This window comes from Plantibacter sp. VKM Ac-2876 (assembly GCF_015350715.1).
Lineage (GTDB): Bacteria > Actinomycetota > Actinomycetes > Actinomycetales > Microbacteriaceae > Plantibacter > Plantibacter auratus.
Window position 1 is genome coordinate 1,166,344 of record NZ_JADKSI010000002.1, and the last position, 25,212, is coordinate 1,191,555.

Here is a 25,212-nt window from a genome sequence, read left to right on the forward strand (position 1 = left end):
TGTCGTGGCGATTTTCGGCCGCGCGTTATCTCGGCGGCGAGAGAAAAAGGGCCAGTGACGACTCTACCCCCAGCGCTGCGCCGCAACCGGACGTTCACAGTGAACGACTAAGGTCGGGTCCATGACCGGCATGGCGGACCTCGCTCGCGAGGGCATCCTCGTCGCCGGCGCCGGACGGGCCATCCTGCTGCAGATCGCGGACCCCTCGGTCGCCGCCGGGGTGGCGCGGCACAGCGACTTCGGTTCCCGCCCGCTCGACCGGCTGCACGCCACCCTCACCTTCGTGTACGCGCTCGCCCTCGGCACGCCGGACGAGCAGCGCAGCGCGGCCCGACGGGTGAACCACGCCCACGCGCCGGTCCGTGCCCAGCCGGGCGAGGCCGCTCCCGGGTACTCGGCGTTCGACCACGAGGCGCAACTCTGGGTCGCGGCGACGCTGTACGACACCGCCGTCCAGGTCTACGAGCTCGTGTTCGGCGCGCTCGACGAGGAGTCGCGGGAGCGCCTGCACCGTGAGTACGCGATCGTGGGGACGAGCCTGCAGCTCCCGCCCGACCGTTGGCCTCCGACCCGCGCCGCGTTCGACGAGTACTTCGCGGCCCGGGTCGCCGGACTCGAGGTCACCGCGGAGGCGCATGCCGTCTCGGTCGAGCTCATGACCGCGCGCGCGGCACCTGTCGCCGTCCGGTGCCTACTCCCGCTCGTCCGGCTCGTGACGGCGGGGCTGCTACCCGACGGCTTGCGGGCCGCGTACGGGTTCCGGTGGACGCCGCGGCAGCAGCGTCGCTTCGCACGGCGGGTCGCCGTCGCGCGAGCAGTCTGGCCGCGTCTTCCGCAGCGGCTGCGCGCGGCACCCTCCGCCTGGTACCTCCGCGCGATGCGAGAGCGCGATCGCACGGAAGCGGCCCGCCACCTCAGCTGAGGACGTTCGAGCACCGCCCTCCACAGCCCAGTGACGGAGCCGTCCCGTCCACATTCGGATCCTCACGCGGCTGGTCGCTGCACCGCGGTTCGCACGATGGGGGCATGACAACACACCACCTCCCCCAGACCAGCCGTATCTTCGACGGCAGACCACGGATACTCCGTCTCCTCGCCGCCGTCCCGATCCTGCTGACGCTCGTCCTCGGCATCGTCCTTGGCGGCGCCACCGCGTCCTCCGCACTGACCGCCACCGGTGCGGCCTACGGCCACCGCGACGCCTCGAACGGCCGCTGGCTCGGCTCGTGGGCCTTCGACGACGGGACGGTCGGATTCTGCATCAACCTTGACCTCCCGATCCCGCCGGGTCACGCCTACGAACACGTCGACGGAGACTCGCTCGGGTGGTTCACCCCGGAGGATGCCGCACGCCTGGCCTACCTCTCGCGTCATTGGGGTGCCAGCCAGGACGCCGACGAAGCGGCCGCCGGTCAGCTCGCCACCTGGATGATCACCGGCCTGAACGGCATGACACCGGCGCAGATCGCCGCGAGAGCCGGAGCGAGCGCCGACCGGGTGCTCTCCCTCGCCCAGCAGATGCTCGCCGAGGCGGACGGCCCCGGGGGCGCGAGCCGGGGAGCGAGCGCCACCATGTCGATCGAACGCGGCGAGGACGGATTCGACCTCGTCCGAACGGAACTCGCCGTCGACTTCATCTCATCCGGGGTCACCACGCTGCCGCCGGGTACCCACACCGGGACGGTCTCCCTCGACGGCGCGACCTTCGAGGACGGCACCACCGAACGGGTCGTCGGGAACGGCGAGAGCCAGCGGATCCTGCCCGCCACCGACGGGGCCGTCGTGTCGTTCTCGGCGAGTGCGACCTTCGGCGAGCTGCCGTACGGTTCAGGACTCACGATCGCCCGCAGCGCGGCCAACGTGCAGAGTGTCCTCGTCGCCCGCCCCATCACGGTCTCGGCCGGGGCGAGTGCCGACCGGGAACGGCCGACGCCACTCCCGTTCCAGCCGATCGTCGCCACCACGACCTCGCACGCGACGGCGACTCCGGGAGCGGAGATCACCGACCGGCTGTCGGTCGGGATCGCGACCGGCGCCGGCCTGGCCGCGGAGTGGGGCCTCGTCGGCCCGGAGGGCGGACCGTACACGCCGATCCCGGTGACCGTCCGAAGCCAGCTGCTCGGTCCCTTCGCGGAGCGCCCGGTCGAGGCACCAGAGGTCCCGCTCGGAGCACCGGTGGTCTGCGAGGTCGAGACGCTCGTGGATGCAGGCCCCGGTGAGTACACGACGCCGTCCTGTGTCCTGCCCGCGGACGGCTACTACGTCTGGGTCGAGCGCATCGAACCGAGTGACACCCTGCCGGAGGACGGTGGCGCGATGATCCGTCCCTGGCGGTCCGCCTTCGGGGTCGCGTCGGAGATCACGCTCGCGTCGACACCGCCCGTCCACGAGAAGCGCCTCGCCGAGACCGGTGCCGACGACCGGTCCCTCCTCCTCGCAGGTTCGGCGGCGATCGGAGCGCTCGCCCTCGGTGGTGTCCTGCTCGCTCTCCGTCGACGGATCACTCCGAGTGGAGCGGGTGCGGCGCTCAGCGCACGTCGAGGAGGGGTGCGAGCTGGGCGCGGTCGACGTCCAGCCACGGCGCCGCTGGGTTCACGATGATCCCGGTGATGCCCTCGTCGCTGCGGAGCGCGGCCGCCAATTCCGCGGCGGTCACGGGATACGCGTCGTCGCCGCGGCCGAGCGCCGCGATCTCGATGGGCGAGGTGAAGACCTCCAGCAGACGACGCTCGCCGAGGCGGGTCTCAGCAATGCCGACGGACTTGCGGTTGCCGTCCTCGTCGACCTCGGCGCGACCGGCCACGAACCCGCCGTGCGCGGCGAGGGCGGCGACCAACCGCTGGAGGGCATCGGGTTCCCGCGGCTGGGCGAGCGCCTGCTTGGCGAGGTCGTTGTTCCGGCCGTCACCGAAGAGACGGGCGATGAGTGTCTTCGGGACGACGGCACTCGCCTTCCCGTCGGCGGGGTTCAGCACGATACCGGCGTAGCCTTCACCAGCCGCCTGACGCAGCGCCCACACCGCGTCCACCGCGACCCCGGAGACGGGGCCCTCGGCAGTCCGCGTCTTCTCGAGCTCTCGCGGCGAGGTGAAGGCGAGGAGGTAGACGGCTCCCTCCGGGTCGCGGTGGACGCCGAGCGGGACGCGTCCCGCGGCCTTGTCCTCTTCCGAGACACCGTCGAGGCTCGTGGACAGCAGGAGCTTGCCCTGGATGCTCTGGCGCAGGACGTGCATCATCGCACGCTCGTCACCGCCTTCGGCCAGGGCTGTGAGCGCCTGGGCGAGGTCGACGTTCGTGTCGGGCTCCCCGGCCGCGGGCGCCGGAGCGGCCGCCGGGGCGGCCGGTACCGACACGGGGGCCTCAGGTGTCCGTGCCGCGGAACTGACCGTCGTGACCGAGATGGGCACGTGCGGAACCGATTCGGCGACCGCGGGGGTCGCGTCCTCCTCGGTTTCCCGGGCGGAGGTCGCTGCCTCCGCCGCTGCGGATCGGGCATCGGACGCGTTGCGCTTGGAGAACAGAGCCATGATGCCTCAGCCTAGAGGCTTCGCCGGGACTGGGGAACCTGATGCCGCCGGGGACGGCCGACGGGACCGGGGTTCACTCCACCTTCTCGATCGGGGCGATCTTGATCAGCAGCTTCTTGGCTCCCGCCGACTCGAACTGCACGTGGGCGATGCGTTTCGCGCCCTCGCCGGTGACGGCGTTCACCCGCCCCACACCGAAGTCGGCGTGGGAGATGCGGTCGCCGGGAGCGAGCTCGAGATCGCCGTTGTCGCGGACCTTCGCCGTGATGCGGTTGGCCCAGGCCGTCTCCGGCTTGCTCGAACCGCCGGAGAACCGGGTGTCGCCCGCGGAGGCGCCCTCGGGGAGGGAGCGGACCGACCAGCGGTCGCTCGAGGGGGCACGACGGGCGTTCAACGCACGCGACTGCGTGCCACCACGACCGTTGACGTTGCCGGGCGACTGGCGCCACTCGATGAGTTCCGCCGGGATCTCCTGGAGGTAGCGGCTGGGCATCGCGACGGCCGTCTCGCCGTACTGCGCACGCGTCATCGCCAGCGAGAGGTACAGGCGCTTGCGGGCGCGCGTGATGCCGACGTAGAACAGACGTCGCTCCTCAGCTGGGCCGCCAGGCTCGTTCGCCGACATCCGGTGCGGGAGGAGGTCCTCCTCGATGCCCGTCAGGAAGACCGCGTCGTACTCGAGGCCCTTCGCCGTGTGCAAGGTCATGAGCGACACGCTGCCCGTCGCGTCGTCGAGGTCGTCGGCCGCGGCGACGAGCGAGACCTCGGTCAGGAAGTCGACGATGCCGCCGTCGGGGTTGTTCTTGGCGAACTCCTTGGTGACGGCGATGAGCTCGTCGACGTTCTCGGCTCGTGCCTCATCCTGCGGGTCGCGACTGTTGCGCAGCGAATCGAGGTAGCCGCTCTTCGTCATGAGGAGCGACAGGACGTCGCCGACCGCGGTAGCGGACGCCGTCGGGCGGTCGGCTGCAGCGGCCTCGTCGAGCGCAGCCTGCGCTTCGTCGAGGAGGGCCGACAACTGCAGGATCGCGCTCGTGACCTTCGGCCCGAGCCCGAGGGCGTCGGCACGCCGCATGGCCTCGCGGAAGGTGACGCCGTTGTTCTCGGCGAAGCTCGCGAGTGCCGTCTCCGTCGCCGGCCCGATGCCACGTTTGGGCGTGTTCAGGATGCGCCGCAGCGCCATGATGTCGGCCGGGTTCGCGACCGACACGAGGTAGGCGAGGGCGTCCTTGATCTCGGCGCGTTCGTAGAACTTGGTGCCGCCCATGATCCGGTACGGGAGGGCCGCGCGGATGAAGATCTCTTCGAGCGCACGGGTCTGGGCGTTGGTGCGGTAGAACACGGCGATGTCGCTGTAGGCCGTACCGGCGTTCCGGAGCTTCTCGATCTCGTCGGCGATGAACTGCGCCTCGTCGTGGCCGGAGTACCCCGTGAAGCCGACGATCTTCTCCCCGTCGCCGACGGCCGTCCAGAGCTTCTTGTCCTTGCGGTCGAAGTTGTTGGAGATGACCGCGTTGGCCGCCGAGAGGATGTTCTGCGTGGAGCGGTAGTTCTGCTCGAGCAGCACCACCTTGGCGCCCGGGAAGTCGCGCTCGAATTCGGTGATGTTCCGGATGTCGGCCCCGCGGAAGGCGTAGATCGACTGGTCCGAGTCGCCGACGACGGTGAGCGAGGCACCCTCGGTGCGGGTGACGGCGAGCTGATCCGTGCCGGCCTCAGGTGCGCGGGTGAGCTCCCGGATGAGCGAGTACTGGGCGTGGTTGGTGTCCTGGTACTCGTCGACGAGGATGTGGCGGAACCGCTGCTGGTACTGCGCGGCGACGTGCGGGAACGCCCGGAAGAGGAACACCGTCTGGCTGATGAGGTCGTCGAAGTCGAAGGCGTTCGCGTCGGCCAGCGCGCGCGTGTACTTCCGGAAGACCTGCAGGAACACGAGTTCCTGGGGGTCGTTCGTGTTGATCGTGCGGGAGTACGACTCGACGTCCGACAGCTCGTTCTTGAGCTTCGAGATCTTCGCCGAGGTGTTCGACGGCGTGAAGCCGTATGCGTCGGCTTCGAGCTCCTTGATGATGCGCTTCAACAGGGCACGTTGGTCGCCGCTGTCGTAGATCGTGAAGTTCTTGGTGAAGCCGAAGTGCTCGGCCTCGCGGCGGAGGATGCGGACGCAGGCGGAGTGGAAGGTGGAGATCCACATGCCCTGAGCGGCCTGGCCGACGAGCGCTTGCACCCGCTCGCGCATCTCAGCGGCGGCCTTGTTGGTGAAGGTGATCGCCAGGATCTGGCTCGGCCAGGCCTCGCGCTGTTCGAGCAACAGCGCAACGCGGCGGGTGAGCACACTCGTCTTGCCGGACCCGGCACCGGCGACGATGAGCAGGGCCTGGCCCCGGTACTCCACCGCGATCCGTTGCTGCGGGTTGAGCCCCTCCAGCAGCCGACTCCCGCCGGCACGCTCGTCGGAGGACGACTCGGGGACGGTTGCCGTGGGCCAGCCGACGATCACCGGTTGCACGGCGTCGGCGTTCGAAGAAGGAGAGCTCGCCATATCGCCTGCAAGTCTAGGCGCTGCCTCCGACATCGCTCGGCCGAGCACCGCCGTCGCGGTGATCCGCCCGGTCGCCGGCCGCCGACCGTGCGGCGACACCGAGGTCGGCCTGGTCGACGAAGCAGCCGTCGACCCCCGAGGAGAGCACCAGGACGAACTCCTCGAGCCATCGACCGACCGCCGCTGGATCGGCCCCGTCCCGGAAGGGTGGCGCGAGGAACCGGTTCTCGGGGCGGAGGGTCCAGGTGTAGACGCGCAGGCCCGCCGCGTGGGCGCGCTCCACGAGGTCCGTCGGCCGGGCGCCGTCGTCGTCGCCCAGGTCGATGAGCATCGCCTTGTCCACGCTGATGGCGTCGACCTCGAGGGCGAGCGCCGCGAGTCCGGCGTCGGTCATCGCGTCGGCATAGGACGGGGCCTCATCCCCCAGGCGGGCGACGAGGTCGCTCGGCCTGCCGGACCGCTCGATGAGGTAGACGAACTCCGCCTGCACCCGACGGGCCTGCAACGCCGTGAGGACCGACTGCTCGAACGACTCGACGATGAGCGGCTCGGCATCGGGATCGGCGCCGAAGCCCAGGGCGGCGAGCTCCTCCGCCAGGAGCCGGTCGAGCGGGAGGCCGATCGACGCGAAGTAGTCGGCGTGCTTCACCTCGGCCACGATGCCGACGGGTCGTCGGTGCGCTTCGGCCGCACTGCGCACGACCGCGACGAGGTCGGCGAACCGCAGGATGCCCTCGGTGCCGTCGAATCCCGCACTCACCGTCCGTACCTCGGGGATCCGCTCACGTGCGGTCAGGGTCGACAGCTCGGCCCAGGTGAAGTCCTCGGTGAACCACCCGGTCAGCTCGTGGCCGTCGACGCGCTTCGTCGTCCGCCGATCGGCGAACTCCGCTCGGGCGGCGACATCGGTCGTCCCGGAGATCTCGTTCTCGTGTCGGACCACGAGGACTCCGTCCTTCGACGCGACGAGATCGGGCTCGACGGCGTCCGCACCGAGCGCAACGGCCAAGCGGTAGGAGGACTCGGTGTGCTCGGGGCGGTAACCGGGAGCCCCGCGGTGTCCGATGACGAGCGGGTTGGGCAGGGAGTCGATGCGCACGCCATCAGCCTAGGACGACGCTCCGGCGTGCGCGCAGGGTGCCGGCTGTCAGCCCGCCGCGAACATCGGCGTCCGTTCGGGGTTTTCCACGCGCGACCCGGCTGATTCAAAGGGAACTCGGATACTCTGGGTGTCAGCAGCGCCGCTTGGCGCGACACAGCCTCCACGACTGAGAGTAGGAATCAGCCATGGCCCTCGACAATCCCGCGTTCTCGAAGAACCCGGCATTCGCGAAGCAGGGAGGCGGGACGCTGCAGGCAGCTCAAGCAGCGAACCCCTCGCTGACCGCAGAACAGCTCCGCAAGATGTACGAGCAGCCCACCGCACCGGCGGGCGTCGGCACCGCCGACCGCATGACGATCGAGAACACGCTCGTCAAGACGCTCGGCTCGTTCGCCGTCCTCGTCGTGTTCGCCGTCATCTCCTGGATGTGGACGACCTCCCTCCTGCAGGCAGGCAGCGGCTACGCCCTCCCCATGATCATCGGCATGATCGGTGGCCTCGGCCTCGGTCTCGTCAACTCCTTCAAGAAGGAGCCGGTCCCGGCGCTCATCCTCGGATACGCCGTCTTCCAGGGACTCTTCGTCGGCGGCATCTCGCGCGTCTTCGAGGCGAACCCGGCCTGGTCCGGCGTCGTCGTCCAGGCGGTCCTCGCGACCCTCGCCGTCGTCGGCGTGACCCTCGCGCTCTTCGCGAGCGGCAAGGTCCGCGCCTCGAAGAAGCTGACGAAGGTCTTCCTCGTCGCCATCATCGGCTACGGCGTCTTCCAGCTCCTCAACCTCGTGCTCATGTTCACGGGCGTGCTGAACAACCCGTTCGGCCTCTACGGCGCGACGATCTTCGGCATCCCGCTCGGGATCGTCATCGGCATCTTCGCGGTGCTCATGGGTGCGTACTCGCTGGTGCTCGACTTCGACTTCATCCAGCGTGGCGTGCAGAACCGCGCACCCGCCAAGTACGGCTGGACCGGCGCCTTCGGCATCATGGTCACGGTCATCTGGATCTACGTCGAGATCCTGCGTCTGCTGGCCATCTCCCGCAACTAGGAGCGCACGCAGTGCAAGGCCCGTCCCGTTCGCGGGGCGGGCCTTCGTCGTTCCCCGCCCCGGTCCCTGAGCCTTCCCCGGTCCCTGAGCCTGTCGAAGGGCGCGAAAACGACGGAAGACCGCCCCGCGAACGGGACGGCCTTCCGACGACTCAGGGAGCGATCACTCCCACTCGATGGTCCCCGGTGGCTTCGACGTGACGTCGAGTACGACGCGGTTGACGTCCTTCACCTCATTGGTGATGCGGTTGCTGATGCGCGCGAGGACGTCGTACGGCAGGCGGGTCCAGTCGGCGGTCATGGCGTCTTCAGACGAGACCGGTCGCAGCACGATCGGGTGGCCGTAGGTGCGGCCGTCGCCCTGGACGCCCACGGAACGGACGTCCGCCAGCAGGACCACGGGGCACTGCCAGATCTCCTGGTCGAGCCCGGCCGCGGTCAGTTCCTCGCGGACGATCGCGTCGGCGTCGCGGAGGAGGTCGAGACGCTCGGCCGTGACCTCACCGACGATGCGGATACCGAGTCCGGGACCGGGGAACGGCTGACGGCCGACGATCTCCTCCGGGAGGCCCAGCTCGCGACCGATCGCCCGGACCTCGTCCTTGAACAGGGTGCGCAGGGGCTCGACGAGTTCGAACTGCAGGTCTTCCGGCAGGCCGCCGACGTTGTGGTGGCTCTTGATGTTGGCCGTACCGGATCCGCCGCCGGACTCGACGACGTCGGGGTACAGCGTGCCCTGGACGAGGAAGCGGATGGGCTCACCCTCGCTCTGGGCCTCCTTCACGAGGTCGATCTCGGCCTGTTCGAAGGACCGGATGAACTCGCGGCCGATGATCTTGCGCTTCTGCTCCGGGTCGCTGACGCCGGCGAGGGCCGACAGGAACTGCTCGCGGGCGTCGACCGTGACCAGCCGGACACCGGTCGAGGCGACGAAGTCCTCCTCGACCTGGCGTCGCTCGTCCTTCCGGAGCAGGCCGTGGTCGACGAAGATGCAGACGAGCTGGTCGCCGACGGCCTTGTGGACGAGCGCCGCGGCGACGGCCGAGTCGACACCGCCGGAGAGCCCGCAGATGACCTTCGCGTCGCCCACCTGGGCGCGGATGCGGTCGACCTGTTCGGCGATGACGTTGCCGCTGTTCCAGTCGGCCGGGATGCCGGCCGCCCGGTGGAGGAAGTTCTCGAGCACCTGCTGGCCGTAGGCGGTGTGCTTGACCTCGGGGTGCCACTGGACGCCGTAGAGGCCGCGTTCCGCGTTCGCGAAGGCGGCGACCGGGGTCGAGGCGGTCGAGGCGAGGACCTCGAAGCCCTCGGGGGCCTTGGAGACGGAGTCGCCGTGGCTCATCCACACGTTCTGCTCGGTCGGGACGCCGTGCAGGAGCGTGCCAGGGACGTCGACGACGCTGGTCGCGTCGGTCGAGCCGTACTCCCGGAGACCGGTGTGCGCGACCTCTCCGCCGAGCTGCTTGGCCATGACCTGGAAGCCGTAGCAGATGCCGAAGGTCGGGACGCCGAGCTCGAGGATGTCCTCGTCGAGCGACGGGGCGCCCGGCTCGTACACGCTGGACGGACCGCCGGACAGCACGATCCCGACAGGGTTCTTGGCGGCGACCTCGGCGGCGGACACGGTGTGCGGCACGATCTCGGAGTACACGCCGGCTTCGCGGACGCGCCGCGCGATCAGCTGCGCGTACTGCGCGCCGAAGTCGACGACGAGGACCGGTCGGGCGGCGGTCTGCTCCGCTGCGGCGGCGGGGGTGGTTTCACTCACTGCATGGACTCCACGGGTTCGGCGGCCGCTGCTGCTTCGCGGCCGGAGAGGTAGCCCTTCACTTCCCGCGGGATGCGGCTCTCGAAGAAGAAGGACAGGAACGGGATGATGCCGCCGAGCGCGAGCCAGAGCAGACGCAGGACGTTCCACCGCATGAGGCTCCAGAGCCGGAACGCGGCGAACAGGTACACGACGTAGAACCAGCCGTGGATGATGAGGATGCCCGTGCTGAGGTTGACCGCGGTGGCGGTGCCGGAGGGCACGAAGGCGAGGAAGCCGTAGGCACCGCCGAGCTCGAGCTCGAGGCCGAACGCGTACTTCATGAGCATCTCGGCGCAGAGCGACAGGAGCAGCACACCGGTGATGGGGGCGGCCACCTGGTAAAACTTCAGCGCGCCTCGGATCGCGGGAAACGTCGACGGTTTCGGCTGGAGGGGCATGCCCCCATCCTACCCGCGGCCGCCCGGCGACCGGACATCACGGACGGAGCGCTGCGGCTTCCTCCTCGGCGTCCTCGAGCTCCTCGATCTCGCGCTCCCAGGCGTCCTTGGCGAGCCGGAACCAGAGGAACACGGCGAAGCACGCGAAGACGACCCACTCGGCTGCGTAGAAGATGTTCAACCAGTTGAGCTGGATCTCCTGGCTGGGCGCGGGTGACGAGATGGGCTCGAGTCCGTCGACGGCGACGTCGTCCACGACGAACGCGCTGAACACCCGCAGGCCGTCGGCGTCGTTCCAGCGGTTCAGCAGGGCGGCGACCGACATGTTGTCGAGGTCGGTCGGTGCGGCGTCCGCAGCCGGCTCCTCCGGGCCCTCCGGCGGGTTCAGTCGCCCTTCGAGCTCGACGGCGCCGGTGGGGGCGTCCGCGTTCAACGCCTCTGCGACGCGGTCGGCGGTCTCGCGGTCCTTCGTCCACCCGAGCGCGACGGCGAGACCGGCCTGGTCGGGGCGGTCGGTCGCCAGGTGGCCCGTCACCCAGTACCCGAGCGTGCCGTCGTTCACCCGGTTGCCCACCACCAGGTAGTCCTCCGGTACCCACGTGCCCGAGACGCTCACCCGCTGGCCGGCGTCCGCCTCTCGGATGCCGACGCCCGGCTCGAGGACGTCTGCGAGCGGCCGGACCGACTCGGTCTCAGTCGGTACCACCTGCCCGGATTCGATGGCGCGAGCGAGCTGCCACTGCCCGAGCGCGGCGAACGCGCCCGCGACGGCGAGACAGAGGACGAGGACGCCGATCCACCGCGGACGCAGCATGACGGAGCGGAGCGTCGGACGGACCTGTCCGTGGTTGTCGGGGCCTGGTGCCGACGGGGCGGTGCTAGTAATCGGGCTCTCGCTTTCGTGCTGGTGGTTCCTGGTCGTTCATCGCCTGTTCGACGAGTCGGTCGATGGCCGCCTGATCGGTTTCGACGGACGTCGTGTCCTGGTCGTCGCCCGCACCCTCGACGAGCGCGATGGCCTCCTCCGCCGTCGTGTCGAGCTGCTCCGCTGGGCGCGCCTTCCTGCGACGCGGACGGAGTACGACGGCGCCGATCTGCTCGGACCGACCGGCGACGATCGGGCCCATCACGGCCATGATGAGCACGTAGAGCCCGGCGAACGGTTGGATGAGCGGATTGAGACCGGCGCTCAGTGAGAGCGTCGCGAGGATGAGGGCGAACTCGCCGCGATTCTGCAGGATGACCGCGGCGTTGATCCCAGCTTGCGGCCCGAGTCCGTTGAGCCAGGCGACGAACTGACCGGCCACGACGTTGAGGACCACCGTCATGAGGACGGCGAGGAGCACCGGGACGAGGACGCTGCCGAACTTCGTCGCGTCGAGCGCAAGGCCGAAGTTCAGGAAGAAGAACGCACCGAACACGTCGCGGAGCGGGATCGCGATCTGCTCGATCTTGTTGCGGAACCGGGTGGCACCGAGGACCAGGCCGATGAGGAACGCGCCGATCGCGTCGGTGACTCCGAGGAGCTCCCCGATGCCGCCGAACGCGACCGCGAGGCCGAAGAACAGGATCGTGAAGAGCTCGTCGTCCTTGGTGCGGAACAGCCTCGACACGAACCGTCCGCCGAACCGCGCGATCGCGAACATCACGAGGATGAACGTGAAGGCGATCGCGAGCTTGCCGATGACGGGCCACACCTCGGTCTCGCCGCTCAGGACGACACCGACGATGGCGAGGTAGATCGCGATGAAGATGTCCTCCACCACGGTGACGCCCAGGATCATCGGCGTCTCGTCGTTCGTCAGCCGTTTGAGCTCGATGAGGAGCTTCGTGACGATCGCGCTCGAGCTCGTCGCCGTGATGCCGGCGATGATGAGCGCCTCCCGCGTGCCCCACCCGACCAGGAACCCGAACACCAGCCCGGCGGCCATGTTGACGAGGATGTAGGAGCCGCCGGAGACGATGAGCTTCCCGGCGTTGCCGAAGAACTCGTCCTGATCGAACTCCAGGCCGAGATTGAACAGCAGGAGCACCAGGCCGAAGACGGCGATGAGTTCGATCTGTGCGCTCGCGAAGTCGAGCGGGAACCAGCCCGTGTACGGACTCGCGAGCAGGCCGACGAGCATGTAGACGGGGATCGACGGGAGGCCGATCAGCTTGCCGAGGCGGCCGAGGATGTAGGCGATGACGAACAGGACGCCGAGGATGAGCAGATCCTGGCCGAGGTGGGGGTTGTCGGTCGCGGCGTGCAGCATGCCTACCCTCCGGGCGGAGCGTCGACGGCGACCTTCTTGACGGCGCCCGAACGGAAGTAGGCGAAGGCCTTGGCGACCTTCTCGGGGCTGCCCGCGACGACGAGGGTGTCTCCCGGGAAGACCCGGAAGTCCGCCGCGGGGGCCGGGTTGGCGGAGTCGCCGCGCACGACGGCGACGACGGTCAGCCCCACCATGCCCTTCTCGGCGGGGTTGCCGAGCGGCTGCCCGGCGATGTGGTCTTCGTAGTCGACGGTGAACCAGTCGATGCTGAGGCCGGGGATCTGGTCGAGCGCACTGAGCGACTCGGTGATCTGCGTGCCACCGAGGAGTTCGGCCAGCGTGTGCGCCTCGTCCTCGTTGAGCCGGAGCGACACCTTGCCGGCATCGGCACCGTCCTCATGGTCGGCGAAGGTGATGAGGTCACTGTGGCCGGACCGGTGGGCGATGACGCCGACCTTGCCGCCGTCGTCCGTGACGAAGGTGTGGAGCACACCGACCCCGGGAAGTTTGACCCGCCGAACATCCACCATGGCTGTACTCCTCAGGCTTGTTGTGGCAGTCCTCCTAGTCTATCCGCCACACCTGGCCCGCTCGCCCGAGGCGCCCGCAGCCGTTGCGCTGCGGGCGATCACCGCCGGTTCAGGCCCCTGGGACGATGTCCGGTGCCTCCAGGCGCACGCGGTCGGCGGCCTCGTCGTTCGGCTGCTCCTGCGAGGCCCGCTCCGCCGCGACGCGCGTGAGGTAGTAGGAGACCTCCTTCTCGATGCGCTCCTCGTCCCATCCCAGGACCCCACCCATGAGCTTCGCCGCGACCGGGGCCGCCGAGACACCGCGGTCCCAGGCCTCGATGGAGATGCGCGTCCGACGGGCGAGGACGTCGTCGAGGTGGAGGGCACCCTCGTGGGAGGCCGCGTAGACGACCTCCGCCCCGATGTAGTCGTCCGCCCCCGGAAGCGCTTCGGCGAGCGTCGGGTCCTCCTTGATGAGGTCGAGCAGTTCGTCCGTCAGGACGCCGTAGCGGTTCAGCAGGTGCTCGATGCGCGCCGTGTGCACCCCGAAGGCCCGCGCGATCTTGCCACGCTTGTTCCAGGCCGCCTGGTACCCCTCGGCTCCGAGGAGGGCGATGTTCTCCGTCGCACTGGCCGGGATCTTGCCGTCGAGTGCGTCCACCGCGGCGTCGATCGCGTCCTTCGCCATGACCCGGTAGGTGGTCCACTTGCCGCCGGCGATGACCACGAGACCGGGCACGGAATGGGCGACGAGGTGCTCGCGCGACAGTTTCGACGTCTGCTCCGATTCGCCGGCCAGCAGCGGACGGAGGCCGGCGTAGACACCCTCGACGTCCTCTCGGGTCAGCGGCACGGCGAGGATCGTGTTGACGTGGTCGAGCAGGTAGTCGATGTCGGCCGCGGTCGCCGCCGGGTGCGCCTTGTCGAGGTGCCAGTCCGTGTCCGTCGTGCCGATGAGCCAGTGCCGACCCCAGGGGATGACGAAGAGGACGCTCTTCTCCGTGCGCAGCAGGAGACCCATGTTCGACTGGAAGCGGTCGCGCGGGACGACGAGGTGGATGCCCTTCGACGCGCGGACCTTGAACTGGCCCCGCTCCCCCACCATCGACTGCGTGTCGTCGGTCCACACCCCGGTCGCGTTGACGACCTGCTTGGCGCGGATCTCGAAGCGCTCGTCGGTCTGCAGGTCGTGCGCCTTGACGCCCACGACGCGCTGTCCGACCTTGACGAACCCCTCGACCCGTACGCGGCTCGCGACGTGCGCGCCATAGGCCGACGCCGTCCGCGCGAGTGACGAGACGTATCGGGCGTCGTCGACCTGGGCGTCGTAGTAGGTGAGTCCGCCGACGAACGCGTCCGACTTGAGGCTCGGGATCGAGGTCAGGACCTGGCGCTTGGACAGGTGGCGGTGGTGCGGGACGCCTGGTGGACGGCCACCGCTCCAGCTGAAGAGGTCGTAGAGCAGCATGCCGGCGCCGATGTAGAGGCGCTCGAAGACCGGCTTGTTGAGCGGGTACAGGAACCGGACCGGCTTCACCAGGTGCGGCGCGATGCGCTGCAGCAGCAACCCGCGCTCGATGAGCGCCTCTCGGACGAGTCGGAAGTCGAGTTGTTCGAGATAGCGGATACCCCCGTGCACGAGCTTCGAGGACCGGCTCGAGGTGCCGCTCGCCCAGTCGCGTGCCTCGAGCAGACCGGTGCTCAGACCGCGCGTGACGGCGTCGAGCGCAGCACCGGTGCCCACGATGCCACCACCGACGACGAGGATGTCGAGCTCTTTCGACTTCAACGCTTCGATCGCGGCGTCGCGCTCCTCCATCCCCAGTTTGGTGGAACGTGACACGTTGTTGTGGGTGGTGGCCATCGTCGAACTCCGCTCGCTGGAACCGCCCTCGCGATGATCCTGCCGGAGGCAGGTGCTCGTCCACGAGGCTCTGCCTCAGAGGCTAGTCGGCGCGATGCGACCCGACAACCGCTTGCGGAAGCGACTCGCTTCCGGCAGGGCTAGGCGCCCTGGTAGGGCGCGACGACGACCTCGACCCGCTGGAACTCCTTGAGGTCGGAGTAGCCGGTGGTGGCCATCGAGCGACGGAGCGCGCCGATGAGGTTGGCCGTGCCGTCCGACTTCGGCGACGGGCCGTACAGGATCTCCTCGAGGGTCGCGACGGTGCCGACCTCGACCCGGCGTCCGCGCGGCAGGTGCAGGTGGTGCGCCTCGGCACCCCAGTGCCAGCCACCGCCGGGTGCGTCCGTGGCGCGGGCCAATGCGGTCCCGAGCATGACGGCGTCGGCACCCATCGCGACGGCCTTGACGATGTCACCCGAGGTCCCGAGACCGCCGTCGGCGATGACGTGCACGTAGCGGCCGCCGGACTCGTCGAGGTAGTCGCGACGCGCACCGGCGACGTCGGCCACGGCGGTCGCCATCGGGGCGTGGATGCCGAGCGAGGCCCGCGTGGTGGAGGCGGCACCGCCACCGAAGCCGACGAGGACGCCCGCTGCACCGGTCCGCATGAGGTGCAGGGCCGCGGTGTAGGTGGCCGCGCCTCCGACGATCACGGGGACGTCGAGCTCGTAGATGAACTTCTTGAGGTTGAGCGGCTCCTGGTTCTTGGAGACGTGCTCGGCGGACACGGTGGTGCCGCGGATGACGAAGAGGTCGACTCCTGCGGCGACGACCGTCTCGTAGAGCTCCTGCGTGCGCTGCGGCGAGAGGGCGGCGGCGACGGTGACTCCGGCCGCGCGGATCTCGGCGAGCCGAGCGGTGACGAGTTCGGGCTTGATGGGCTCCGAGTAGATCTCCTGCATGCGCGCGGTCGCTCGGCCGACCGGCAACGACCGGATCTCGGCGAGCAGCGGCTCGGGGTCTTCGTACCGCGTCCAGAGGCCCTCGAGGTCGAGGACGCCGACGCCGCCGAGCTGGCCCATCATGATCGCGGTCGTCGGCGAGACGACGGAGTCCATCGGTGCTGCGAGCACCGGGATCTCGAACTGGTAGGCGTCGATCGACCAGGACACCGAGACGTCCTGTGGGTCGCGGGTCCGCCGCGACGGGACGACGGCGATGTCGTCGAACGCGTAGGCGCGCCGTGCGCGCTTTGACCGGCCGATCTCAATATCCATGCTCACCGCACCAGCCTACCGGTCGCCCGGAACGAGGACGGTCCGGCAGGCGGAAGCCTGCCGGACCGTCGGTGTTCGTGCGGGTGCCTACTTGCGGTAGTTGGGCGCCTCGACGACGATCTGCACGTCGTGTGGGTGCGACTCCTTGAGGCCTGCCGAGGTGATGCGGACGAACTTGCCCTTGGCCTTCAGCTCGCCGATGTTGCGCGCGCCGACGTAGAACATGGACTGACGCAGCCCGCCGATGAGCTGGTACGCGACGGCCGACACCGGGCCGCGGTAGGGCACCTGGCCCTCGATGCCCTCGGGGATCAACTTGTCGTCGCTCGGGACGTCGGCCTGGAAGTAGCGGTCCTTCGAGTACGAGGTCTTCTCGCCACGCGTCTGCATGGCTCCGAGCGATCCCATGCCGCGGTAGTTCTTGAACTGCTTGCCACCCACGAACACGAGGTCGCCGGGGCTCTCGTCGGTGCCGGCGAGGAGCGAGCCGAGCATGACGGTGTCCGCACCCGCGACGAGCGCCTTGGCGATGTCGCCGGAGTACTGCAGACCGCCGTCGGCGATGACCGGGACGTTCGCCTCGCGCGCAGCGAGCGACGCCTCGTAGACGGCGGTGACCTGCGGGACACCGACACCCGCGACGACGCGCGTGGTGCAGATGGAACCCGGACCGACGCCCACCTTGATCGCGTCCGCGCCGGCCTCGATGAGGGCCTGCGCGCCGGAGCGGGTCGCGACGTTGCCGCCGATGACGTCGACACCGGCGAACGCCGGGTCGGCCTTGAGCTTGCGGATGATGTCGAGCACGCCTGCGCTCTCACCGTTGGCCGTGTCGACCACGATGACGTCGACGCCGGCGTCGAGCAGCTGGCCCGCACGGGACCAGGCGTCGCCGAAGAAGCCGATGGCCGCACCGACCCGCAGACGACCGGTGTCGTCCTTCGTGGCCAGCGGGTACTTCTCGCTCTTGTCGAAGTCCTTGACGGTGATGAGGCCCTTGAGCTTGCCCGCCTCGTCGACGAGGGGCAGCTTCTCGATGCGGTGCTGCGCGAGGAGCGCCATCACCGCGTTGCGGTCGGTGCCGACGGGAGCGGTCACGAGACCGGTGCTCGTCATGACCTCGCTGACGCGGGTCGTGGCCTTCTCGAACGGCGACACGAAGCGCATGTCGCGGTTCGTGATGATGCCGACGAGCACACCCTTGTCGTCGACGACCGGGAGGCCCGAGATGCGGAACTGGCCGCACAGCTCGTCGACCTCGGCGACGGTGGCGTCGGCCGTGGTGGTGATCGGGTTCGTGATCATGCCCGACTCGCTCCGCTTCACGCGGTCGACCTGTTCGGCCTGGTCGGAGATCGACAGGTTGCGGTGCAGGATGCCGATGCCACCCTCGCGAGCCATCGCGATCGCCATGCGAGCCTCGGTCACGGTGTCCATCGCGCTCGACAGCAGCGGCGTGTTCACGGTGATCCGCTTCGTCAGGCGGGACGAGGTCTCCGCCTCGCTCGGGATGACGTCGGTGTGCCCGGGCAGCAGCAGCACATCGTCATACGTGAGTCCTACGAATCCGAACGGATCAGGCTGGTCCATTTATCCCTCTCATAGCCACGAACACACCGGAGAAACGCAGACCTGCCGGTATCACCATCGTAACCGAGCACGGCCTACCCCTATTCCACGATCCCGACAAATCGATGCGGAGAAATACGCACGGGCGAAACATGTAGGCAATAATCAGGTTCTATCGTCGAACAGCGTTGTCCGACGCAGGAGAACGGTCCACGGAAGTGGCCCGGCACTGGAGGTGCAGTGAAGTTCGCTGGAACGACCCGAAACCCGAGACTGGCACGGAGATTCGTGCTCCTCATCGCCCTGTTGTTCGGGGCCATCACCCTCACGTCCGTCATGAGCGCCGTCCCGGCTCATGCTGACGAGGTGGGCGAGGAGTACGACTTCTACTTCGCTGGGAACGTCAAGTACGACGACAAACCACTCGAAGGCGTGAACATCACGGTCGACGGCAACGGCTACAAGGCCGATGTCGACACCGACGCCGACGGCAAGTGGAAGATCGGCGTCCCCGAGAAAGGTACGTACAAGGTAACGCTCGACGAGGAGACCCTCCCGAAGGGCGTCATCGTCGCCGAGGGCGGCTCGACCATCGAGGCCGAGTTCGGTCTCACCCAATCGAAGTCGGTGAACTTCTTCCTCGGCGAGGGCGTCCGCGTCACCGTCAGCTTCTGGGATCAACTCGCAGAACGACTCGTCAACGGCCTGAACTTCGGGCTCATGCTGGCCCTCGCGGCCATCGGAGCCTCCCTGGTGTTCGGTACCACCGGACTCAGCAACTTCGCCCACGCGGAGATGGTGACCTTCGGCGCGATCATGGCGCTCGTGTTCGGGGTGTTCCTGCAATGGCCGATCTGGTTGGCCATCATCATCGCCCTCGCCCTGAGTGCCGCGTTCGGCTTCGCGCTCGACGCCGGCATCTGGAGACCCTTGAGACGCAAGGGCGTCGGCATCGTGCAGGTGATGATCGTCTCGATCGGCCTGTCGCTGGCGCTCCGCTACGTCTTCCTCTACTTCGTCGGCGGCGGCACGTTCCAGCTGCCCGGTTCGGGAGAGGAGAACATCAAGCTGTTCGGCACGGTCTCGCTCAGCGTGACCGACATGATCAGCATGGCGGTCAGCGTCGTGGTACTCCTCGGCGTGGCCTGGTGGCTCATCAAGACGAAGACCGGCAAGGCGACGCGAGCCATCTCGGACAACCCGAGCCTCGCAGCGGCCAGCGGCATCGACGTCGACCGCGTGGTCCGCATCGTCTGGATCCTCGCAGCGACCCTCGCCGGCCTCTCCGGCATCCTGTGGGCGTACTTCCGACCGGGCATCAAGTGGGACATGGGAGCGCAGTTGCTCCTCCTCATCTTCGCGGCCATCACCCTCGGCGGGCTCGGAACCGCCTTCGGCGCCATGGTCGGCGCCCTCATCATCGGCATCCTCGTCGAGGTCTCGACGCTCTGGATCCCGTCTGACATCAAGTACGTCGGCGCCCTCGTGGTGCTCATCGCGGTGCTCCTCGTGAGACCGCAGGGCATCCTCGGACGTCGCGAGAGAATCGGTTAGGGGCACGCGCATGGACTGGGGAAGCATTCTCTCGAACACGCTCGCTTGGGTCATCAGCCCGGAGACGATCGCGTACGCGCTCGCAGCACTCGGCTTGGCCGTGCACTTCGGCTACGGCGGTCTGTTGAACTTCGGTATGGCGGGGTTCATGGCGCTCGGCGCCTACGGTTACGCCATCTCGATCCTGAGCTTCAACCTCCCGTGGTGGGCGGGCATCATCGTCGGCTGTCTGGCCTCGGTGGTCTTCGCCTTCATCCTCGGCATCCCGACCCTGCGACTGCGGGCGGACTATCTGGCCATCGTCACCATCGCGGCGGCCGAGATCGTCCGACTCCTCTTCACCACGCAGGTCTTCGACGAGTTCACGAACTCGGCCGACGGACTCGGCAACTACCACGAGGGCTTCCGGGCCGCGAACCCGATCCCGCCGGGCACCTACGGCTTCGGGCCCTGGGAGCTCAACGCGAACCAGTGGTGGGTCCGGATCTTCGGCATCCTGCTGCTCGCCGTCGCCGCCCTCCTCGTGTTCCTCCTCATGCGCAGCCCCTGGGGCCGTGTGCTGAAGGGCATCCGTGAGGACGAGGACGCAGTGCGGGCGCTCGGCAAGAACGTGTTCGCCTACAAGATGCAGGCGCTCGTCGTCGGTGGCGTGTTCGGTGCGCTCGGCGGGGTGGTGCTGGCGCTCCCCTCCGCGGTCGTGCCCAGCGTGTACGTCACGAGTCTCACCTTCTTCATCTGGACGATCCTCCTGCTCGGTGGAGCCGCGACGGTCTTCGGGCCGTTGCTCGGCTCGGTGATCTTCTGGGTGATCATGGCGTTCCTCTCGAACGTCCTCCCGGCGCTCGTGAAGGCGGACGTCCTGCCCTTCATGAGCTCGACGCAGGCGTCGACGCTCCGCTACGTGCTGGTCGGTGTCGCGCTCATGCTGATCGTCATCTTCAGGCCGCAAGGCATCCTCGGAAACAAGAAGGAGCTGACCTTTGTCAAGTAACAGCTCACCCACCTCGCGACCGGTCAAGACCACCGGCCTCCACGTCGGCGAGATCGTCCCGGGCGTCAAGAAGGTCGACCCGATCCTCATCGCGGACCAGGTCACCCGGACCTTCGGCGGCCTACAGGCGGTGAACGTGGAGCACCTGGAGGTGCCCCGCAACGCGATCACCGCCCTCATCGGCCCGAACGGTGCCGGTAAGACCACGCTGTTCAACCTGCTGACCGGCTTCGACAAGCCGAACACCGGGACGTGGAACTTCGACGGCAAGAGCCTCGGCGGCGTCCCGGCGTTCAAGGTCGCCCGCATGGGCCAGGTCCGGACCTTCCAGTTGACGAAGGCGCTCGGCCTGCTCACCGTGCTCGAGAACATGAAGCTCGGCGCGACCGGCCAGACCGGCGAGGGCATCTTCTCCAGCCTGGTGAAGCCGCTCTGGCGCAAGCAGGAGGAGGACCTCGAGGTCAAGGCGATGGACCTCCTGCGCCGCTTCAAGCTCGACACCAAGCGTGACGACTACGCGGCCAGCCTGTCCGGTGGGCAGCGGAAGCTCCTCGAGATGGCGCGGGCGCTCATGAGCGATCCGAAGCTCGTCATGCTCGACGAGCCGATGGCCGGCGTCAACCCGGCGCTCACGCAGTCCCTGCTCGACCACATCCTGGCGTTGAAGGACGAGGGCATGACCGTGCTGTTCGTCGAGCACGACATGCAGATGGTCCGGCACATCGCCGACTGGGTGGTCGTCATGGCCGAAGGTCGTGTCGTCGCCGAAGGTCCGCCGGACACCGTCATGGAGGACCCCGCCGTCATCGACGCCTACCTCGGGAGCCACCAGGACGTCGACCTCGGGGTCGTGACCGGCAGGATCGCCGGAGAGGACAGCGCTGCAGCCGAGGAGCTGCTCGCCGAGATCGAGGATGAACGGCTCGCGGCTGGTGCCGAGCCCGAGGAGGAGCGGAAATGAGCGACGTGAAGGGTGCGCCGGTCGGCGGCACCGCGGTCAAGACCGCCGAGATGGTCGTGGAGGTCACCGATCTGACCGCCGGGTACCTCCCCGGCGTGAACATCCTGAACAGTGCCAACCTGACCGCCCGGAAGGGCGAGCTCATCGGCATCATCGGACCGAATGGTGCGGGGAAGTCGACGCTGCTGAAGGCGATCTTCGGACAGGTGAAGGTGCGCAGCGGACAGGTGCTGCTGAACGGCGAGGACATCACGGGGCTCCGGGCGAACAAGCTCGTGGCCCGCGGCGTCGGGTTCGTCCCGCAGACGAACAACGTGTTCCCGAGCCTCACCATCGAGGACAACCTCAAGATGGGGCTGTTCCAGAAGCCGAAGCAGTACAACGAGCGCCTCGAGTTCGTCACCGGGATCTTCAGCGAACTCGGCAAGCGGCTCAAGCAGCGCGCCGGTTCGCTGTCGGGTGGTGAGCGCCAGATGGTCGCGATGTCGCGGGCCCTCATGATGGATCCGCACGTGCTGCTCCTCGACGAGCCGTCCGCGGGATTGTCGCCGGTGCGCCAGGACGACGCGTTCATCCGGGTCTCGGACATCAACAAGGCCGGCGTCACCACGATCATGGTGGAGCAGAACGCACGTCGCTGTCTGCAGATCTGCGACCGCGGGTACGTGCTCGACCAGGGTCGTGACGCCTACACCGGGACGGGCCGCGAGCTCCTCTCGGATGACAAGGTGATCGGCCTCTACCTGGGCACGCTCGGCCAGGACGAGGACTGATCAGGGCGTTCCCCACTCGCGGGTCGGCGGGTACTTCGGTACCCTCGAACATGCTCGTCCCGGCCGCGTGCCGAGCGACGGGCCAGAAGCCACCGGATCCCGACCGGTGAACGAACCACAACTCCTCCCTCCCCCGAGGGGCACCGTCGTACCAAGACGGCCTCCTGAGACGGGGACGGAGGAGTTGTGCATTCTCCCTCCCCCCTTTCGCCAGCGCGGTGCGCTGACGCGAGCGCGGTCCTGGCGCGTGAGCGCGGGTCTCCGGAGGTGCGCGCTCACGCGCTGGACCCGCGCTCGCGCCGAGTCATCACCACTGCGGCACAGCGACCCGCGCTGAGGCCGACGACCAGCGCCGGCGTCAGCGCACCGCGCTGGGCACTACTCCACCCTCGCTCCACCGCAGGCTGGATGGGAGCAGTTCTCCACATCGCTTCCACGACACGAGGTGCTGGCGGAGGCGAACGGGCACGGTGAGGCGATGGAATCCTTCGATCTCAACCTGCTCCTCCGCCCGAACGGTCTCCTGCTCGTCCGCGACGCACGTCAGGTCGGTGCAGAGCGCCTGGTGAGCGCCGCCCATCGCGACGGCGACCTGGTGCGTCTGCGGAAGGGCATCTACGTCCCTGAATCGACATGGAGGTCGCTGTCCCCCGATGACCGCTACCGCGTCCGGATCGATGCGGCGGCCGTCGCGCTCCGGAAGGACGCACTGTTCAGCCACTACTCGGCAGCGCGGTTGTGGGGACTCCCGATCGTGGGTCCGTGGCCTCCCGAGGTGCACACGCTGACGAGCGGTGATCGCGGAGGGCGTTCGGCACCCGGCATCATCCGTCACACGACGCAGGGCTCCGTCGCCCGACGGATGCGGCACGGGCTCGCGGTCACGGACCCGGCTCGGACCGTCGTCGATCTCGCTCGGATCGCCCGCCTCGAGGACGCCGTCGCGGTCGCCGACGCTGCCCTCCGGCTCAAGCTCACGGACGAGACGGCGCTCCGCTCGCTCGCACGAGACCTGCCGGGCCGTCGGGGAGGACGGCAGGTGCGCTTTGCGATCGAATTCGCGGACCCCCTCGCCGCGAACGGTGGTGAATCGAAGATGCGGGTCGTGATCGCGCAGCTCGGTTTCGCCCTGCCGGTGCTCCAGCAGGCGTTCTCCGACGCGGATGGACCGGTCGGTGTGGTCGATGCGGTCTGGCCGGACGAGCGCATCATCCTCGAACTCGACGGCCGGCAGAAGTATGTGCGGGAGGAGTTCACGCAGGGACGGGACGTGGCCGACATCGTCCTGGCGGAGAAGCATCGGGAGGACCGGCTGCGCGCGCTCGGCTACACCGTCGTCCGCGCCACCTGGGAGGACCTCGTCCATCCGAGTCGGCTCGCCGCGAAGCTCGAGCGCGCGGGGCTGCAACGCGCGTTCCGTTGACCCGGCGCCCAACTGGTCGCTGTCAGCGCGGTGCGCCGGCGTGACCGCACCGCACCCTCTGTCAGCGCGGTTCGCTGGCAGGAGCCCCTCACGTCGCCAGCGCGGTGCGCCGGCGTGAGCGCGCCCCGCTGTGCCGCATGGGCTCGGAATCGGCGTGAGCGCGCGGTAGGCGCGTGGGCGCGGGTCTCCGGAGACCCGCGCCCACGCGCTGGACCCGCGCTCGCGTCAGCGCACCGCGCTGGCGTCACCACACACGAGGGACCACACAGGGCGGCGGGGTGCGTCGGGGGCCGGGCACGACGAAGGCCCCGGATCGCTCCGGGGCCTCGTCAGTCGCGTGGGCGACTAGTTGGTGCGGGTGTACTTGTTGTCGTCACCGTACTCGTAGATACCGATGGTCGCCTCGGTCGGGTCACCGTTCTCGTCGAACGTGATCGGACCGGAGTTGCCGTCGTAGTCGATCTTCTTGCCGTCGGCGATGGCCTTCGCGCCCTCTTCGAAGGTGGTCACCTTCTCGCCCTTGTCCTTACCACCGGACACGGACTGGAGCTGGGCCGCCATGTCGGCGCCCTCGGTCGAACCGGCCTGCAGCGCCGCGAGGGCGAGCAGGATGACGGCGTCGTAGGATTCAGCCGCGTAGCTGTAGTCCTTCAGCGGCTCGCCACCCTCGTCCTTCACGAACGCCTGGAGGCGGTCGGTGAAGTCACCGAGCTTCGCGGTGTCGAGACCGGGCAGCGTGCCCTTGGCGCCCGTCAGGGTGCCCGGAGCGAAGTCCGCGCTGTAGTCGGCGAGGTTGCCGTCGACGAAGTAGAGCTTGTCCGACGGGAAGCCGGCGAGACCGGGGACGATCGTCTTGGTCTCCTCGAACGCGATGATCGCGATCGCGTCGGGGTTCTCCGCCTTGACCGCGCTGATCTGCGCGTCGAACGAGGTGTCACCGGTGTTGTACGACTGCTCGGCGACCACTTCACCGCCGGCGCTCTCGAATGCCTCCTTGGTGAACTTCGCGAGGCCGGTGCCGTACGAGTCGTTCAGGTAGATGATGCCGAGGGTGGCGTTGCCGTCCTCCGCGATCAGGTTCCCGAGGACCTCGCCCTGCAGCACGTCGGACGGCGCCGTCCGCCAGTAGAGACCGTTGTCGTCCCACGTCGTGAAGTCCGCGGAGGTGTTCGCCGGGGAGAACTGGATGACGCCTGCGCCGGTGACTTCGTCGATGAAGAGCTTCGACACACCCGAGGACGCTGCACCGATGATGGCCGTGACGCCCTCGGAGAGCAGACGGGGGACCTCGGTCGCGTACGCCTTGTTGTCGGAGTCACCCGAGTCGCCGAGCGTCAGGTCGATCTTGATGCCGAGGTCGGCGTCGTTGACCTCCTTGACCGCGAGACCGACACCGGCCTCCTCGGGCGGGCCGAGGAACGCGAGGTTACCGGTCTGCGGCAACGCCGTGCCGAGCTTCAGGGTCAGGTCGCCAGCAGGCTTGCTGCTGCTGCCGCTGTCGCCGCTACCACTCGAGGCGCAACCGCTCAGAACCAGCGCGCTGGCTCCGATCAGTGCGATACCACCGAGAACGATGGAACGTGGGCGGGAGCGAGCGGCCGTGGCCTTCGAAAAGACGCTCATGGTACTCCTTG

General features: G+C 68.6%; 20 protein-coding genes. 8 read left to right on the plus strand and 12 right to left on the minus strand.

What is annotated here, in order from left to right:
• Nucleotides 1-121 precede the first annotated feature (121 nt).
• Nucleotides 122-922, plus strand: a complete 801-nt coding sequence (locus ITJ62_RS11915) for an oxygenase MpaB family protein (RefSeq protein WP_194602198.1) — start codon at nucleotides 122-124, stop codon at nucleotides 920-922.
• Nucleotides 923-1,026: 104 nt separating this feature from the next.
• Nucleotides 1,027-2,601, plus strand: coding sequence for a hypothetical protein (locus tag ITJ62_RS11920; RefSeq protein ID WP_194602201.1), 1,575 nt, complete (start codon nucleotides 1,027-1,029; stop codon nucleotides 2,599-2,601).
• Here the strand turns inward: ITJ62_RS11920 and ITJ62_RS11925 are convergent.
• The 3 genes from ITJ62_RS11925 to ITJ62_RS11935 all read right to left on the minus strand — a co-directional run bounded on the left by ITJ62_RS11925 (nucleotide 2,528) and on the right by ITJ62_RS11935 (nucleotide 7,161).
• The gene (locus tag ITJ62_RS11925) at nucleotides 2,528-3,526 is read right to left on the minus strand and encodes an SseB family protein (RefSeq protein ID WP_194602204.1); all 999 of its coding nucleotides are present in this window, start codon (nucleotides 3,524-3,526) and stop codon (nucleotides 2,528-2,530) included. The genes ITJ62_RS11920 and ITJ62_RS11925 overlap by 74 nt on opposite strands.
• A gap of 73 nt (nucleotides 3,527-3,599) precedes the next feature.
• Nucleotides 3,600-6,068: an ATP-dependent helicase gene (locus ITJ62_RS11930; RefSeq protein ID WP_194602206.1), complete on the minus strand. Its 2,469-nt coding sequence runs from the start codon at nucleotides 6,066-6,068 to the stop codon at nucleotides 3,600-3,602.
• Nucleotides 6,069-6,081: 13 nt separating this feature from the next.
• Nucleotides 6,082-7,161: a glycerophosphodiester phosphodiesterase family protein gene (locus ITJ62_RS11935; RefSeq protein ID WP_194602578.1), complete on the minus strand. Its 1,080-nt coding sequence runs from the start codon at nucleotides 7,159-7,161 to the stop codon at nucleotides 6,082-6,084.
• Between the two features lie 194 nt (nucleotides 7,162-7,355).
• Between ITJ62_RS11935 and ITJ62_RS11940 the strand changes: the two genes are divergently transcribed.
• Nucleotides 7,356-8,213, plus strand: a complete 858-nt coding sequence (locus ITJ62_RS11940) for a Bax inhibitor-1/YccA family protein (RefSeq protein WP_064296659.1) — start codon at nucleotides 7,356-7,358, stop codon at nucleotides 8,211-8,213.
• A 162-nt stretch (nucleotides 8,214-8,375) separates the two neighbouring features.
• Here the strand turns inward: ITJ62_RS11940 and guaA are convergent, their stop codons facing one another.
• From guaA to guaB, 8 genes are all read right to left on the minus strand, one after another.
• Nucleotides 8,376-9,980, minus strand: a complete 1,605-nt coding sequence (gene guaA, locus ITJ62_RS11945) for a glutamine-hydrolyzing GMP synthase (RefSeq protein ID WP_194602209.1) — start codon at nucleotides 9,978-9,980, stop codon at nucleotides 8,376-8,378.
• Complete coding sequence (locus ITJ62_RS11950) at nucleotides 9,977-10,420, minus strand: DUF3817 domain-containing protein (protein ID WP_056778703.1); 444 nt, start codon at nucleotides 10,418-10,420, stop codon at nucleotides 9,977-9,979. Before ITJ62_RS11950 ends, guaA begins: the two co-directional genes overlap by 4 nt.
• 37 nt (nucleotides 10,421-10,457) lie before the next feature.
• The gene (locus ITJ62_RS11955; RefSeq protein ID WP_079001734.1) at nucleotides 10,458-11,234 is read right to left on the minus strand and encodes an SURF1 family protein; all 777 of its coding nucleotides are present in this window, start codon (nucleotides 11,232-11,234) and stop codon (nucleotides 10,458-10,460) included.
• Nucleotides 11,235-11,298: 64 nt separating this feature from the next.
• Nucleotides 11,299-12,675, minus strand: coding sequence for a cation:proton antiporter (locus ITJ62_RS11960; protein WP_194602212.1), 1,377 nt, complete (start codon nucleotides 12,673-12,675; stop codon nucleotides 11,299-11,301).
• Between the two features lie 2 nt (nucleotides 12,676-12,677).
• Nucleotides 12,678-13,205, minus strand: a complete 528-nt coding sequence (locus ITJ62_RS11965; RefSeq protein ID WP_056008027.1) for a cation:proton antiporter regulatory subunit — start codon at nucleotides 13,203-13,205, stop codon at nucleotides 12,678-12,680.
• Between the two features lie 109 nt (nucleotides 13,206-13,314).
• Entirely contained in the window at nucleotides 13,315-15,048 is a 1,734-nt protein-coding gene (locus tag ITJ62_RS11970) for a glycerol-3-phosphate dehydrogenase/oxidase (protein WP_191940639.1), read from the minus strand.
• Nucleotides 15,049-15,188: 140 nt separating this feature from the next.
• Entirely contained in the window at nucleotides 15,189-16,307 is a 1,119-nt protein-coding gene (locus tag ITJ62_RS11975; RefSeq protein ID WP_064296664.1) for a GuaB3 family IMP dehydrogenase-related protein, read from the minus strand.
• An 87-nt stretch (nucleotides 16,308-16,394) separates the two neighbouring features.
• On the minus strand, nucleotides 16,395-17,897 hold the full coding sequence (gene guaB, locus ITJ62_RS11980; RefSeq protein ID WP_079705279.1) for an IMP dehydrogenase: 1,503 nt from the start codon (nucleotides 17,895-17,897) through the stop codon (nucleotides 16,395-16,397).
• Between the two features lie 315 nt (nucleotides 17,898-18,212).
• On the opposite strand from guaB, the gene ITJ62_RS11985 reads away from it, so the two are divergent.
• From ITJ62_RS11985 to ITJ62_RS12005, 5 genes are all read left to right on the plus strand, one after another.
• On the plus strand, nucleotides 18,213-19,430 hold the full coding sequence (locus ITJ62_RS11985; RefSeq protein WP_079706237.1) for a branched-chain amino acid ABC transporter permease: 1,218 nt from the start codon (nucleotides 18,213-18,215) through the stop codon (nucleotides 19,428-19,430).
• 10 nt (nucleotides 19,431-19,440) lie between these two features.
• Nucleotides 19,441-20,421 (plus strand): branched-chain amino acid ABC transporter permease, encoded by a 981-nt coding sequence (locus ITJ62_RS11990; protein ID WP_064296667.1) that lies wholly within the window; start codon nucleotides 19,441-19,443, stop codon nucleotides 20,419-20,421.
• Nucleotides 20,411-21,382 carry an ABC transporter ATP-binding protein gene (locus tag ITJ62_RS11995; RefSeq protein ID WP_064296668.1) on the plus strand — a complete coding sequence of 324 codons (972 nt, stop codon included), beginning with the start codon at nucleotides 20,411-20,413 and terminating at the stop codon, nucleotides 21,380-21,382. Before ITJ62_RS11990 ends, ITJ62_RS11995 begins: the two co-directional genes overlap by 11 nt.
• The gene (locus tag ITJ62_RS12000; protein ID WP_064296669.1) at nucleotides 21,379-22,155 is read left to right on the plus strand and encodes an ABC transporter ATP-binding protein; all 777 of its coding nucleotides are present in this window, start codon (nucleotides 21,379-21,381) and stop codon (nucleotides 22,153-22,155) included. Before ITJ62_RS11995 ends, ITJ62_RS12000 begins: the two co-directional genes overlap by 4 nt.
• A gap of 478 nt (nucleotides 22,156-22,633) precedes the next feature.
• On the plus strand, nucleotides 22,634-23,578 hold the full coding sequence (locus tag ITJ62_RS12005) for a hypothetical protein (RefSeq protein WP_194602215.1): 945 nt from the start codon (nucleotides 22,634-22,636) through the stop codon (nucleotides 23,576-23,578).
• A gap of 345 nt (nucleotides 23,579-23,923) precedes the next feature.
• On the opposite strand, the gene ITJ62_RS12010 is transcribed toward ITJ62_RS12005, so the two are convergent.
• Complete coding sequence (locus ITJ62_RS12010; protein ID WP_194602218.1) at nucleotides 23,924-25,201, minus strand: ABC transporter substrate-binding protein; 1,278 nt, start codon at nucleotides 25,199-25,201, stop codon at nucleotides 23,924-23,926.
• Nucleotides 25,202-25,212: the final 11 nt, after the last annotated feature.